The sequence below is a fragment of the Mesorhizobium dulcispinae genome, from assembly GCF_033977345.1.
In the GTDB taxonomy this organism is placed as follows: domain Bacteria; phylum Pseudomonadota; class Alphaproteobacteria; order Rhizobiales; family Rhizobiaceae; genus Mesorhizobium; species Mesorhizobium dulcispinae.
On sequence record NZ_JAVIIY010000011.1, the window covers coordinates 75087 to 88038 of the forward strand.

Sequence of the window (12952 nt, forward strand, 5' to 3'; positions counted from 1 at the left end):
CTCAGCCGGCATCGGCAAGCGCGCCGCAAAAGCCCGCGACATCGGTGATGACCGCTTCGCCAAGGAAGCGAAGCGTCGCCATGGAGCGGTCGCGCGCTTCCTGGTTGCCGAAGCCGCAGGCGTCCTCGATCACTACGGCCGCAAAGCCGTTATCGGTCGCGTGGCGGACGGTCGGCTCGATGCCGATCTCCATGGCGATGCCGCCAAGGGCGATCGCGCGCACGCCGCAGTCGCGCAACGCGAAACCGAGGCAAGTGGAATCGAAAGCCGACATGGTCAGCTTGTCGAACACCGCCTCGTCCGACCTTGGCGCGAGCTCGGGTACGATCCGCGTTGCTTCGGCGTCGCGCGGGAACCACGGCTCGACTGCGTCGGGGTCGCCCTGCCGCTGCCAGGCCATGGCGGTGCGCAACTGCGTGGCGCCCATCCATTTCCTTGGCAGGGACAGGTGGCGCGTGAACGCCACCCGCATCCCGGCCGAGCGAGCCGCCTCCAGCACGGTGCCGGTGCGCTCGATGATTGTCGCAGCGCCCGTGACCTGACGGCAGATGCCGTTCTGCATGTCGTAGACGACCAGCGCCATGCGGCGAGGATCGCACCATTCCTTCAGGATGGCCGGGATCTCAATGCCCTCGCTCGACCGGATCATGCCGCCGTCCTGTCCCAGGGTTTTGCGATGTCGACCGTGGGGTCGAACAGGAACTCGAGCGGCAGCGGCGCATCGAAGGCGATGAAGTGCCATTCCAGCAGCCCGGCCTTCGACAGCGGGAAATCGTCCGTATAGCGCCTGGCCTCCTCGACGCCGTCGAGCTCGAAGACGATGATGACGCCGCCGACGTCGGCACGCGCATAGTTCTCGCGCACGATGCCTGCCTTCCACAATCGCCAGACATTCGAGACCTCGTCGCGCAGATAAGGCCTGAGATCGTCGAGTGTGACGCCGGGCTTGAAATTGTCATAGGCCAAAATCTTCATCGGCTGTCCCTTGCATTGGCCCCGCGCAGCATCCGGCTAGCATGGCGAAATCGGCGCCGGCAACGAACGACATGGTTCGTTGAACCGGCCGGCCGATCGCCCGTTCGCGGCGCGAAGCCTTGACCGGTCGTGGAAATCCCATGCCTGTGAGCACCCGGCATTGGCCGTTCCGTGAAATTCCATTCCCCCACTCGCCGCCGGATTGGCACGATCTATCTTCTTTCCTGACCGAAAGGGCTGGAAAAGACGCTCGTGCGTGATGCGCGAAACCGGAATGGCGTCCGGCCGGCATCATGCACGAGATTGTAACTGGTCACCCGCGTCGAACTTGCTTCCATGGAGGGCCCGAGAATGAGCGTGCACAGGAAAGCGGCGCCGGACGGCGCGGAAAGCACTTTGTCGCGGTTGCGGCCGCCTTATGCCTCGGTGCTCGACCTGATCGGCCAGACGCCGGTCGTCGAGCTCACCAAATTCGATACCGGCAAATGCCGGCTGTTCATCAAGCTCGAAAGCCAGAACCCCGGCGGCTCGATCAAGGACCGCATCGCGCTGTCGATGATCGCGGCGGCCGAGAAGGCGGGCCAGCTGAAGCCAGGCGGCACCATCGTCGAGGCGACCGCCGGCAACACCGGCCTCGGCCTCGCCCAGGTCGGCATCCCGAAAGGCTACCGCATCATTCTCGTCGTGCCCGACAAGATGTCGCGCGAAAAGATCCAGCACCTGCGCGCTTTAGGCGCCGAGGTGCACATGACCCGCTCCGATGTCGGCAAGGGCCATCCCGAATACTACCAGGACATGGCCGAGAAGATCGCCGCCGAGCTGCCCGGCGCCTTCTATGCCAACCAGTTCGCCAATCCGGCCAACCCGCTGGCGCACGAGACCACGACCGGTCCGGAAATTTTTACCCAGCTCGATGGCGACGTCGATGCGATTGTGGTCGGCGTCGGCTCCGGCGGCACGCTCACCGGCCTCGGCCGCTATTTCGCAAAACATTCGCCGAAGACCGAGATGGTGCTGGCCGATCCGGTCGGTTCGGTGCTGGCGCCGCTGATCAAGACCGGCAAGATGGAAGAGGCCGGCAGCTGGACCGTCGAAGGCATCGGCGAGGATTTCGTGCCGCCCAATGCCGATCTGTCGCTGGTCAAAAAGGCTTATTCCATCCCCGACAAGCAGAGCATGCTGGCAGTTCGCGATCTCCTGTCGAAGGAAGGCATCCTGGCCGGCTCGTCCTCCGGCACGCTTTTGTCGGCGGCGCTTCGCTATTGCCGCGAGCAGACATCGCCCAAACGCGTTGTCACGCTGGTCTGCGACAGCGGCAACAAATATTTGTCGAAGGTGTTCGACGACATCTGGCTGGCCGAGCAGGGCCTTGACGAGCATGAGCAGCATGGCGACCTGCGCGACCTCGTCATGCGCTCGCATCGCACCGGCGATACCGTCTGGGTCGGTCCGGACGAGAGCCTGCTCAACGCCTATGGCCGCATGCGCCGCTCCGATGTCTCGCAGCTGCCGGTGCTCGATGAGGGCAAGCTGGTCGGCATTATCGACGAGAGCGACATCCTGGCCAAGGTCGAAGGCCCCTATGACGGCCGCTGGGACCGTTTCAACGCGCCGGTGCGCACGGCCATGACCGCCACGCTGCACACGCTGCAGGCCAGCCAGACGCTCGACGCGCTGCTGCCCGTCTTCGACCGCAACGAGGTCGCCATCGTCTTCGATGGCGAAGAGTTCATCGGCCTGATAACCCGTATCGACCTGATCAACCATCTGAGGCGCCGCGCAAAATGACCACAGCAAGACCGCCATTGGGCAGGAACCGCCTGGCCTTTTCCACCCGCACAATCCATGGCGGCCAGAGCCACGACCCGACCACCGGCGCGGTGATGGTGCCGATCTACGCCACCTCCACCTATGGCCAGCAGTCGCCCGGCGTGCACAAGGGCTTTGAATATGCCCGCAGCCAGAACCCGACGCGCTTTGCCTTCGAGCGCGCCGTCGCCGACCTCGAAAGCGGCACGAAGGCGTTCGCCTTCGCCTCGGGCCTCGCCTCGATCTCGACCGTGCTGGAATTGCTCGATGCCGGTGCCCATATCGTCGCCACCGACGACATCTATGGCGGCTCGTTCCGGCTGATGGAGCGGGTGCGCAAGCGTTCCGCGGGCCTTAAGGTCAGCTTCGCGGACTTCACCGACCTTGCCGCGGTCGAAGCCGCGATCCGCCCCGAGACAAAACTGCTCTGGGTCGAGACGCCGACCAATCCGCTGCTGCGCATCGTCGATCTCGAGGGCCTCGCGGCGTTCGCCAGGCGCAAGGGCCTGCTCACGGTCGCCGACAACACTTTTGCCAGCCCCTACATCCAGCGGCCGCTGGAGCTCGGCATCGACATCGTCGTCCATTCGACGACCAAATACTTGAACGGCCATTCCGACATGGTCGGCGGCGTCGCGGTCGTCGGCGACAACAACGACCTCGCCGACCGGCTGAAATTCCTGCAGAACGCCATCGGCGCCATCTCCGGCCCGTTCGACAGTTTTCTGGCCCTGCGCGGCATCAAGACCCTGGCGCTGAGGATGGAACGTCATTCCGCCAATGGCCTGAAGATCGCGCAGTGGCTGGAAGGCCGGAAGGACGTGCGCCGCGTCATCTATCCCGGCCTTGCCAGCCACCCGCAGCATGAGATCGCAAAACGCCAGATGCATGCCTTCGGCGGCATGATCTCGGTCGATCTCGACCGCGACCTTGCCGGGACAAAACGCTTCCTCGAGCGCACCCAGCTCTTCACGCTCGCCGAAAGCCTCGGCGGCGTCGAAAGCCTGATCGAGCACCCGGCGCTGATGACGCACGGCTCGATCCCGGCGGAGAAGCGCGGCACGATCGGCATCTCCGATTCGCTGGTGCGGTTGTCCTGCGGGATTGAGGACGGGGATGATTTGATTGCGGATTTGGAGCAGGCGTTACAGACCTGATTTGGTTTCGCGGTGATCCTTCGCGCCCCCCTCTGTCCTGCCGGACATCTCCCCCACGAGGGGGGAGATTAGCGGTTTGGGCGCCCCGCCTGTCCTGCAACGCTGGCGATTGGCGAAAGCCGGCGTGACATCTGATCTCCCCCCTTGTGGGGGAGATGGCCGGCAGGCCAGAGAGGGGCGCTGTCCCGCAGACTTCTCGGTATGTGTGCCATTGCAGATGGCAATCCACACTCTAAACTGCCTCCCGGCTTGCGATCTCCGGAGGCGTCATGCGCGTGATCGTACTCGGTGGCGGCGTGGTCGGCGTCACCACTGCCTATCAGCTGCAGAAGGATGGGCACGAGGTCGTGGTCCTCGAGCGCCAGCCGCAGGTCGCCGCCGAGACCAGCTGGGGCAATGCCGGCATGATCGCGCCTGGACATTCCTTTGTCTGGTCCTCGCCCAAGGCGCCGATGATCCTTTTGAAATCGCTGGTGCTGAAGGACCAGGCGCTGCGCTTCAAGCTCTCGGCCGATCCCAGGCTCTACAGCTGGTCGTGGCTGTTCCTGATGGAATGCACGGCCGAGAAGGCCAGGCGCAACACGCTGCTCAAGCATCGCCTTGCCGCCTATTCACAATCGGTCCTGCACGAGGTCATCGCCGACGAGCAGATCGACTATGACCGCAACGACCGCGGCATCCTCTATTTCCACCGCAGCCAGCAGGCGCTCGACAAGGGCGTCGAGCATATGAAGCTGCTGGAATCCGACGGACAGGAGATCAGGGTGCTCGATCGCGATGGCGTCGGCGCGCTCGATCCGTCGCTCGCCTCCGCGAAGGACAAGATCGCCGGCGGCATCCATTGCCCGACCGACGAGACCGGCGATCCTGCAAAATTCACCCGGGCGCTGGCGGCAAAAGTCGCCGAGCGGGGCGGCGAAATCCGCACCGACACCACCATCACCGGCATCGAGACTTCGGGCGCCGGCGTCACCGAGGTGCTGACCGACAAAGGGAGCGTGAAAGGCGACGCCTATGTGCTGGCGCTCGGCTCCTACAGCCCGCTGATTGCGAAGGCGATCGGCATCAGCCTGCCGATCTACCCGATCAAGGGCTATTCGCTGACCATTCCCGTCGGCAACAGGCCGCATCCGCCGACCATCGCCTCGCTCGATGAGCACAATCTGGTCGCCATCTCGCGCTTCGGCGACCGCATCCGCGTCACCGCCACGGCGGAATTCGCCGGCTACGACACCAGCCACAAGCCGGCCGATTTCGACTTCATGAAGGGCGTGACGCAGGAGCTTTATCCCGAAGGCGCCGACTACGATCGCGCCGAAATGTGGGCGGGCTTGCGGCCCATGACGCCGAACAACCTGCCCGAGTTCGGGCAGCGGCGGCTGCGCAACCTCTATCTCAACTCCGGGCATGGCCATATCGGCTGGACCATGTCGCACGGCTCGGCCCGCATCACCGCCGACCTGATCGCCGGCCGCCGGCCGGCCATTTCCATGGATGGGCTTTTGAACTGAGTGCTCGGGTCTCGGACGGGATCCGAAGCGAGATCGACGAGAAAGGGAATGCCATGTCTGTCGGCGCAGCTGCTACCCGCCTTCACTCTTCGGGACCGGTCGATCTGGGCGTGCTGCCGTCCGAGCTCGATGGCGGCCTCGCCTCGCGCGCGGCGATCGGGCTGGCGATCCTCGCCACCGACCAGACGCTGGAGCATGAGTTCCGCGCGCTGGTGCGCATTCCGGGCGTCGCCTTCTACGAGGCCCGCCTCTTCAACGACAACGACATCACGCCCGACACGCTGCGCGCCATCGGCCCGCGCATCGCGCCGACCGTCGACTTGATCCTGCCCAGCATCCCGCTCGATGTCGTCGGTTTCGGCTGCACCTCGGCCACGATGACGCTCGGCGAGGAAGCCGTCTTCGCCGAGATTCGGAAGGCGCGGCCGGGCGTCGCCTGCACCACGCCGGTGACGGGTGCGCTTGCGGCGTTCAAGGCGCTCAGCGCCAAGGGCATCGGCCTGCTCACGCCCTACGCGCCCGAGATCAACCAGGGCCTGGTCCGTTACTTCACCGGACGCGGCCTCGACATCGCCGCCGTCGCGACCTTCGACCGGCGCGACGACCGCGAGGCGGCCCGCATCTCGCTCGCATCGATCGAGGCAGCGGCCGAGCGAATGGCGGCGGCGCCTGGCGTGGACGCGATCTTCATCTCCTGCACCAGCCTGCGCGTCGCCGAAGCGGTGGCGGGGCTGGAGCGGCGCATCGGCATTCCCGTCACCTCCTCGAACCACGCCATGGCCTGGCACTGCCTGCGGCTCGCCGGCATCGACGACGTCGTGCCGGCCGGCGGGAGATTGTTCGCGCTGCCGGCCAGCTGAGGTCAAGGATGCAGGGTCGTTGCGCTTCCCGATTGGGGAGCGGCGAGGCGGATCTAGGGCTCTATTCTCACCACCTCGTCGACCCGGAGCCGACAGAGCCTGGCGGCGTGCCAAGCAGGCTGGCCCGTTCGGTAAGCGTTCGTGCTTCGGCGTGACCTCCTCGACCAATCAGCGCCACGGCATCGGCGCGAGCCTTGGAAGACAGGTCCAGGATCGTCGCCTGCGAACTGGTTACCGCCTCGACCGGCCATTCGGCCAGGAGCCGGCGCATCTGGCCGGCAAGCAGAGCTTCATTGGCTTCCTCGATCGAATAGGCGAGCGGCCAGCCGATACGGTTGAGGATCGGTTTCACCTTGCCCGTTCCCCTGATCTGGTCGATGGCGATCACCGGCTTGCCTTCCGAGAGTCCGTAGAGCGAACCGTGCAGCCGCGTCGTCAGGACGAGATCAACGGTCTCGAACTGGCGCTCGATCTTCGCTGCCTCGTTCCCGGGCCTCAACACTGTGTCGATCGGCTCGGTATCGAGACCGAAGGTTTCGGCGAGCTGCAACAAGAGCCGTTCAGCCCTGGCCCATTCGCTCATACCATCGCCGTAATCCCGCTGATCGCCACGGAAGCACAGTCCGGCCTTCAGCCGCTTGCCGGGCAGGGGTGCCGCGCACGGCCGAGAATGTGAAATGGCGAGATCGAAGGATTGTCTCGACAGGCCGTCACGCGCCAATACGGCTTCGAAGCGCGCAGCCATGTCCCGGTGCCGGGAAATCACGCTGACGCCGACGGCGATCTTTCTCGCTTTCCGGTGCACGGCCAGCAGGTCGACCAATTCGTCGGTCTGAACGATCGGGCCGCAGACGAACACCAGCGTTTCGATTTCACGGCGTATGTCGAACAGGTCCCTCACCTGACGGTGGCCGGCAATGCCAAGAGCCGGATGGCTCAGAACATCATGGTCATGGCCGGCCTGGCGCAGCGCCGCCGAAAGGTTCTCCACCGCATGCAGATCGCCAACAGTCGCGCCGCCGCCGCCTTCGAAGCTTCCCCACCAGACAAGCGCAAGCGGCGATGCGGGGGTGCGCCTAAGCATTCTGTGACGACGGTTAAAGGATCGGCATTTGCGGCTGAGCTGCGACATAAGGTTTTGAGTTTCTTTCGAGATCTACTAGACAGCGGCCTTTCTACAAATGTGCGAGGCGCCTCTGCGTCGCATAGAGAAAGACGAGAAGGCAGGCAATATTGGCAGCCCCAACGGTCAACATGCTCTGGATCGGCGATGGGCTCGGTCGCATTGAGTTGCTGTCCATCGCCTCCTGGCTTGCCCATGGCCACGCGGTGCGCCTTCATGCCTACCAGCCGGTCGCCAATGTGCCGCGCGAAGTCGATCTGGTCGACGGCGGACGCTGCGTTCCTTTTGCCGATATGAAGCGCCTTCGTCACAGCAAGACCGGCTCGTATGCTCTGGCTTCCGACTATTTCCGCTACCGGCTGCAGCTGGTTTCCGGCGGGCTTTGGTCCGACCTCGACATGGTTTGCCTGAAACCGGTGACTATTGAAGGGACATGCCTGTTCGGGCTCGAGGACGACACCGTTATCAATGGCGCTGTTCTCTATCTCGATGCCGGCTTGCCGGTGACGGCTGAGCTGGCAGGCCTGTTCCGTACTGATTATTTCCCGCCCTGGACGCGCCTGAACCGGGCGCGCAAGGCGCGGCTCAGGCGCTTCCTCGGCCTGCCGGTGCGGCCGGCCGATCTTCCCTGGGGAACATTCGGCCCCAACGCGCTGACGGCGCTGGCGCGCAAGCACGGATTGTTCGAGCGGGCGCTGCCGCGGCACGTCTTTTACCCGCTCCATTTCGGCAAGGCGCGTTCCGTCTACGATCCGGCGTTCTCGCTCGATGCGGTCCTGCGCGAGGACACGCTGACATTGCATCTGTGGAACGAGATGCTGCGCGATCTGAAGCATAGTCCGCCCCCGCTTGGTTCGCCGCTGGCGAAGCTTTTCGCCGAGTTCGGCATTTAAAGCATGTCTGCCGAAAGTGGACGGTTTCGGGACAAGACATGCTTGAAATCAAAGACTTAAAGTAGGTCGCGTGAATCTTTTTCCACGCGACCTGCTTTAAGCAGCTTTCTTGCGAAGGCGGGCCGCCTCTATCCTGTCGAGCACGACCTTCTCATTTGCCGCGGCGCGGCTCGGATCGGTCGGCTTGTGCCAGATATGCAGCACCTCCGTCGCCCAGGTGCCGGCGCGCCGGATGATACCCCTGTCCTGCAGACGAAAAACGAAGTCGATGTCCTCCGAACCCCAGCCGGTGAAGGTCTCGTCGAAGCCGCCGACGGAAAGCGCGTCGCTTTTCCAGCAGGCGAGATTGCAGCCCTTGATGCGCCGCCAAACGAAGCAGCGATAGTCGGACATTGGCCGCCAGGGCAGCCGCACGAAAAAAGCGACGATCTTGGAAATATCGCCTTTCAGGCGGTGCCGCAGGATATTCCGGCGGAAGACCTGGTAGTCCCATGTCCCTGCGGCCAGCAACTGCCTGCTGTATTCCTGGCCAAGCAGAATGCGGCTGCCGGTGACGAGGTGGTTCAGCCTGGCCAGAGCGCGGTGTTGGGCAACGAAGTCGGGCTGCAGGATGCAGTCGCCGTCGATGAAGATCAGATAGGAGCCACACGCCTCGCCTATCGCCTTGTTGAGGATCGCGGCGCGACGAAAGCCGACATCCTCATGCCAGACATGCTTGACGGGGACCGATGAAGAACCGGCAAAGGCCTTCACCACGTCGGCCGTGTCCGGGCGCGAACCGTCGTCCGCAACGATAATTTCGAAGCAATTTTCGGTCTGGCCGGCGAGCGACTGGAGGCTGAGCTTCAGCGCCTCCGGCCAGTTGTAAGTGTTGACGATCACCGAAACCGATACAGTTGCGGCCGAGGTCATGACCTTGCCGTTTCTTCGCGTTGATCAAAACCGTTTCGGATAAGGCCGCGACGACGCAGCCTTCTGCGCGCAAATATTGCGCGCACCATCCCCCCAAGCATTCTCCACATCCCACAAAGAAACCCCGCTCGCTTTCTATTGGCGTCAAACTGCCTTCGTCAATATAATTAGAATTGGCTTATTTACGGGATGTTGGATCGGCAAAATGCCAAGGCGGCTTGCCGATCGGCCGATCACCGGTTGCGCATTGGGCTGTTCAAGATCGGCGGGTTAACGGTTCTGGAAAAGGTTGCTTAACGCTTCGCTACTATGTCCCGCCTCGGGAGGCAGGACAGAGTGAGCGCGATGAACGACAGCCCCGAAAAGCGCAATGAATGGCGCGCCATTTTCTACGTCCAGGCGCGTGTCGCCATTCTGTTTGTGCCGATCATCGTCAGCCTTCTGATCATCGGCGCGCTCGCCGGCAACGACCGCGATCCCGCGGCAATAGACCGGACCGTGACGAGCTCGGTGAAATAGGCGGCCTGCTTAGTCGCTCTTCCACGGCAGAGGCGCATTCATCAGTCGGCTCAACCGCTCGCTGTGCTTCGACGGCGTATCGAGCTGGACGACAAACTCCGCATAAGCCTCTGGCGAGACCGCGATAAGCGTGCGATCGAGCACCATGTTCAACTCAATCCGGGTGTCCGATTTCTGCTCGCGAGCTTTGTTCGACGGCCTGTTCTTCATCAGTCAGCAACCTCAAACAAATCTTGGTATCGGGCCGTTCTGCGGCGTCGTGCGCTCGCCGAGGTCGATGAAAACCTCGTCGACATAGCACCAGCCCCAGCCTTCCGGCGGGTCGTAGCCTTCAATAACCGGATGCTGGGTGGCGTGAAAATGCTTGGTGGCGTGGCGGTTGGGCGAGTCGTCGCAGCAGCCGACATGGCCGCAGGTTCTGCAGAGCCTGAGATGCACCCACCAGGATCCGCTCTTCAGGCATTCCTCGCAGCCGAGGGCGCTCGGCGTGACGTCCTTGATGTCGTCCGTATGCCTGCATTCGTCCATCACGATCTCCTTTCGGGCTGAACAGCCGGCCCGCCGTTCCGCGCGAGATAGGCATGCAATGCCGCCACCACCTGGGCGCCTTCGCCGACGGCGGCCGCGACCCGCTTGGTCGAGCCGCAGCGCACATCGCCGATGGCGAACACGCCGCTGCGGCTCGTCTCCATCAGGCCGTGTCCCGGCGCCACGTCCGGTCCGGTGCGGACAAAACCCTTGGCGTCGAGCGCCACGTTGCAACGCGCCAACCAGTCGGTGTTCGGATCGGCGCCGATGAACAGGAAGAGATGGCGGATGGGTCGCGTCGTTTCCACGCCGCTCGCCCGGTTGCGCCAGCGCACCTCTTCAAGATTGCCTTCGTGGCCGTCTAGCGCCGCGATCTCGGTCCCGGTCAGCACCTCGATGTTCGGCTGCGCCTCGATGCGCTCGACCAGGTAGCGCGACATGGTCTCATTGAGACCGCCGCGGCGTACGAGCATCGTTACCTTCCGTACCTGGCTTGCCAGATAGACGGCGGCCTGGCCGGCCGAATTGCCGGCGCCGACCAGCGCCACTTCCTGGTCCCGGCAGAGCCGCGCCTCGATGGGCGAGGCCCAATAATGCACGGACGTGCCCTCGAACTCAGCGAGATTGGCGATATCGAGGCGGCGATAGCGTGCACCGCTGGCGATCACCACCGTTTGCGTGCGCACGGTCTCGCCGTCGCCGACATCGAGCCTGTAGCCACCGCCGTCATCGGCGGCGCCAAGCAGCTTCGCCTCGTCCGGGATCACCATCTCGACGCCGAACTTTTGCGCCTGGTTGTAGGCGCGCGCCATAAGCGCCATGCCCGTAATGCCGGTCGGGAAGCCGAGATAGTTCTCGATGCGCGCGGAAGCACCTGCCTGTCCGCCGAAGGCACGGCAGTCGAGCACGATCGTCGACAGCCCCTCGGAGGCCGCATAGACCGCAGCCGCCAATCCCGCCGGTCCGGCGCCGACAATGGCTACGTCGTAGGTTTTGTCGGCATCGACCGGCCGCAGCAGCCCGACGCAGCGGGCAAGCTCGCTCTCGCCCGGATTGTGCATGAGTTTGCCGTTCGGGCACAGTACGATCGGCAGATGGTGCGGATCGACGTGAAAACGCTCGATCAGCGTCTTGGCGCAAGGATCGGTGTCGGAATCGAGCGCGCGGTGCGGCTGGCCGCTGCGGGTGAGAAAACCCTGCAGCCGCAGCACGTCGCCATTGCCGGGAGGGCCGATGACGATCGGCCCGCTGATGCCGCTCTCGAGCAGGCCGACGCGGCGCAGGATCAGCGCCCGCATGATGCGTTCGCCGAGGTTGGCCTCCTGCACCATCAGGTCGCGCAGGCGTTGCGAGGGGATGACGATGGCCTCGACCGGCTGGACCGCTTCGGCATTGACCAGCGACGGGCGGCTCGAAAGCTGCGCCAGCTCGCCGATGAAATTGCCGGGGCCATGGGTGATGATCGCCTCAGCCCGGCCGAGCCCGCCGGCCTGCGTGATGGCGGCCTTGCCCGACAGGATGAGGATCAGCCCGGGCGAGACCGTGCCGGCGGTGACGATATCATCGCCGGCGGCATAGGCGCGCGCTTCGCCGAAGCGGCGCATGCGCTCGATATCCGCGTCGGTCAGGACGGGAAACATCTGGTCGCGGCGGGCCGCGATGGTCGGACTGACGGTAGGGGCCATGGGGCGACCGTAGCGTCGCGATCGCTCGGTTTGAAGCGGTTTGTTCGGGGACTGGCCGTGAGGGGAGGTTGGCTCAAAAAGAAAGCCCGGACGAACCGGGCTCTTCTTTGCGTTCTGGAACCGCAAAATGGTCCGAACGGGAATTTGGTGCCCAGAAGAGGACTCGAACCTCCACTCCTTGCGGAACACGGACCTGAACCGTGCGCGTCTACCAATTCCGCCATCTGGGCTGGTGGGCGCTCATGTAAGCGGGCGAACGAAGCGTGTCAACGCGCTTTTTTCAAACCCGCTTGGCGGCGCCGGCTCAGTTTTCGAGCACTTCCTTCTTCGCCACCGTCGAATCGGCGTTGAGCTTGTAGATCACCGGCACGCCGGTGCCGAGCTCGAGCTTGACGATCTCCTCGCCGCTCTTGCCGTCCAGCGCCATGATCAGCGCGCGCAGCGAATTGCCGTGCGCTGCGACCAGCACCGTCTCGCCGCGCAGCACATGCGGCTGCACGTCGTGCAGGTAATAGGGCCACACGCGCGCGCCGGTGTCCTTCAGGCTTTCACCGCCGGGCGGCGCCACGTCGTAGGAACGGCGCCAGATATGCACCTGCTCCTCGCCCCATTTCTTGCGCGCATCGTCCTTGTTGAGGCCGGAGAGGTCGCCATAATCGCGCTCGTTGAGCGCCTGATCGCGGATGGTTTTCAGATCGCCCTGGCCGACCACGTCGAGGATGATCTGGCAGGTTTTCTGCGCCCGCTTCAGCGCCGAGGTGTAGGCGATGTCGAACTTCAGCCCGCGCGCCTTGAGCTTCTCGCCGGCGGCAAGCGCTTCCGCATTGCCCTGCTCGGTCAGGTCGACATCGCGCCAGCCGGTGAACAGGTTCTTCAGGTTCCATTCGCTCTGGCCGTGGCGCACGAGCACGAGAGTTCCCGACATGTTTGCTCCTATAGGATTGGATTTTGAGCAATTCCAGGAAAGTGTGTAGCGGTTT

Annotated in this window: 14 protein-coding genes and 1 tRNA gene; 6 read left to right on the forward strand and 9 right to left on the reverse strand. The window is 64.0% G+C overall.

The features are described from left to right. Window position 1 precedes the first annotated feature (1 nt). Window positions 2–649 (reverse strand): cysteine hydrolase family protein, encoded by a 648-nt coding sequence (locus RFN30_RS22625; protein ID WP_320264311.1) that lies wholly within the window; start codon window positions 647–649, stop codon window positions 2–4. Beyond that, window positions 646–975, reverse strand: a complete 330-nt coding sequence (locus RFN30_RS22630; protein ID WP_126091058.1) for a hypothetical protein — start codon at window positions 973–975, stop codon at window positions 646–648. The genes RFN30_RS22625 and RFN30_RS22630 overlap by 4 nt, the downstream gene beginning before the upstream one ends. 351 nt (window positions 976–1326) lie before the next feature. Between RFN30_RS22630 and RFN30_RS22635 the strand changes: the two genes are divergently transcribed. The 4 genes from RFN30_RS22635 (at window position 1327) to RFN30_RS22650 (ending at window position 6312) form a co-directional block, all read left to right on the forward strand. After that, a complete protein-coding gene (locus RFN30_RS22635) occupies window positions 1327–2763 on the forward strand; it encodes a pyridoxal-phosphate dependent enzyme (RefSeq protein ID WP_320264312.1) in 1437 nt (478 codons plus the stop codon). Further along, on the forward strand, window positions 2760–3941 hold the full coding sequence (locus RFN30_RS22640) for a cystathionine gamma-synthase (protein WP_320264313.1): 1182 nt from the start codon (window positions 2760–2762) through the stop codon (window positions 3939–3941). The genes RFN30_RS22635 and RFN30_RS22640 overlap by 4 nt, the downstream gene beginning before the upstream one ends. A 269-nt stretch (window positions 3942–4210) precedes the next feature. Beyond that, window positions 4211–5452: a D-amino acid dehydrogenase gene (locus tag RFN30_RS22645; RefSeq protein ID WP_320264314.1), complete on the forward strand. Its 1242-nt coding sequence runs from the start codon at window positions 4211–4213 to the stop codon at window positions 5450–5452. A gap of 53 nt (window positions 5453–5505) precedes the next feature. Then, the gene (locus RFN30_RS22650) at window positions 5506–6312 is read left to right on the forward strand and encodes a maleate cis-trans isomerase family protein (RefSeq protein ID WP_320264315.1); all 807 of its coding nucleotides are present in this window, start codon (window positions 5506–5508) and stop codon (window positions 6310–6312) included. 67 nt (window positions 6313–6379) lie between these two features. Here the strand turns inward: RFN30_RS22650 and RFN30_RS22655 are convergent, their stop codons facing one another. Continuing rightward, window positions 6380–7396 carry a polysaccharide pyruvyl transferase family protein gene (locus RFN30_RS22655; protein WP_320264316.1) on the reverse strand — a complete coding sequence of 339 codons (1017 nt, stop codon included), beginning with the start codon at window positions 7394–7396 and terminating at the stop codon, window positions 6380–6382. A 149-nt stretch (window positions 7397–7545) separates the two neighbouring features. Between RFN30_RS22655 and RFN30_RS22660 the strand changes: the two genes are divergently transcribed. Next, complete coding sequence (locus RFN30_RS22660; RefSeq protein ID WP_320264317.1) at window positions 7546–8328, forward strand: hypothetical protein; 783 nt, start codon at window positions 7546–7548, stop codon at window positions 8326–8328. A 96-nt stretch (window positions 8329–8424) separates the two neighbouring features. On the opposite strand, the gene RFN30_RS22665 is transcribed toward RFN30_RS22660, so the two are convergent. Further along, window positions 8425–9240 (reverse strand): glycosyltransferase family 2 protein, encoded by an 816-nt coding sequence (locus RFN30_RS22665; protein WP_320264318.1) that lies wholly within the window; start codon window positions 9238–9240, stop codon window positions 8425–8427. A 336-nt stretch (window positions 9241–9576) separates the two neighbouring features. Between RFN30_RS22665 and RFN30_RS22670 the strand changes: the two genes are divergently transcribed. Beyond that, window positions 9577–9759, forward strand: coding sequence for a hypothetical protein (locus RFN30_RS22670; RefSeq protein ID WP_189510882.1), 183 nt, complete (start codon window positions 9577–9579; stop codon window positions 9757–9759). 9 nt (window positions 9760–9768) lie between these two features. On the opposite strand, the gene RFN30_RS22675 is transcribed toward RFN30_RS22670, so the two are convergent. The 5 genes from RFN30_RS22675 to RFN30_RS22695 form a co-directional block, all read right to left on the reverse strand. Next, entirely contained in the window at window positions 9769–9969 is a 201-nt protein-coding gene (locus RFN30_RS22675; RefSeq protein ID WP_320264319.1) for a type II toxin -antitoxin system TacA 1-like antitoxin, read from the reverse strand. 12 nt (window positions 9970–9981) lie between these two features. Next, window positions 9982–10287 (reverse strand): UBP-type zinc finger domain-containing protein, encoded by a 306-nt coding sequence (locus RFN30_RS22680; RefSeq protein ID WP_320264320.1) that lies wholly within the window; start codon window positions 10285–10287, stop codon window positions 9982–9984. Next, on the reverse strand, window positions 10287–11972 hold the full coding sequence (locus RFN30_RS22685; RefSeq protein WP_320264321.1) for an FAD-dependent oxidoreductase: 1686 nt from the start codon (window positions 11970–11972) through the stop codon (window positions 10287–10289). Before RFN30_RS22685 ends, RFN30_RS22680 begins: the two co-directional genes overlap by 1 nt. Window positions 11973–12117: 145 nt before the next feature. Continuing rightward, window positions 12118–12202 (reverse strand) — tRNA-Leu (locus RFN30_RS22690). Window positions 12203–12276: 74 nt separating this feature from the next. Beyond that, on the reverse strand, window positions 12277–12897 hold the full coding sequence (locus RFN30_RS22695) for a 2,3-bisphosphoglycerate-dependent phosphoglycerate mutase (protein WP_320264322.1): 621 nt from the start codon (window positions 12895–12897) through the stop codon (window positions 12277–12279). Window positions 12898–12952: the final 55 nt, after the last annotated feature.

Excerpts from the sequence above, each read along its gene's own strand:
- RFN30_RS22625 (WP_320264311.1), bottom strand. The coding sequence starts at position 649 with ATGATCCGGTCGAGCGAGGGCATTGAGATCCCGGCCATCCTGAAGGAA.
- RFN30_RS22630 (WP_126091058.1), bottom strand. The coding sequence starts at position 975 with ATGAAGATTTTGGCCTATGACAATTTCAAGCCCGGCGTCACACTCGAC.
- RFN30_RS22635 (WP_320264312.1), top strand. The coding sequence starts at position 1,327 with ATGAGCGTGCACAGGAAAGCGGCGCCGGACGGCGCGGAAAGCACTTTG.
- RFN30_RS22640 (WP_320264313.1), top strand. The coding sequence starts at position 2,760 with ATGACCACAGCAAGACCGCCATTGGGCAGGAACCGCCTGGCCTTTTCC.
- RFN30_RS22645 (WP_320264314.1), top strand. The coding sequence starts at position 4,211 with ATGCGCGTGATCGTACTCGGTGGCGGCGTGGTCGGCGTCACCACTGCC.
- RFN30_RS22650 (WP_320264315.1), top strand. The coding sequence starts at position 5,506 with ATGTCTGTCGGCGCAGCTGCTACCCGCCTTCACTCTTCGGGACCGGTC.
- RFN30_RS22655 (WP_320264316.1), bottom strand. The coding sequence starts at position 7,396 with ATGCTTAGGCGCACCCCCGCATCGCCGCTTGCGCTTGTCTGGTGGGGA.
- RFN30_RS22665 (WP_320264318.1), bottom strand. The coding sequence starts at position 9,240 with ATGACCTCGGCCGCAACTGTATCGGTTTCGGTGATCGTCAACACTTAC.
- RFN30_RS22675 (WP_320264319.1), bottom strand. The coding sequence starts at position 9,969 with ATGAAGAACAGGCCGTCGAACAAAGCTCGCGAGCAGAAATCGGACACC.
- RFN30_RS22680 (WP_320264320.1), bottom strand. The coding sequence starts at position 10,287 with ATGGACGAATGCAGGCATACGGACGACATCAAGGACGTCACGCCGAGC.
- RFN30_RS22685 (WP_320264321.1), bottom strand. The coding sequence starts at position 11,972 with ATGGCCCCTACCGTCAGTCCGACCATCGCGGCCCGCCGCGACCAGATG.
- RFN30_RS22695 (WP_320264322.1), bottom strand. The coding sequence starts at position 12,897 with ATGTCGGGAACTCTCGTGCTCGTGCGCCACGGCCAGAGCGAATGGAAC.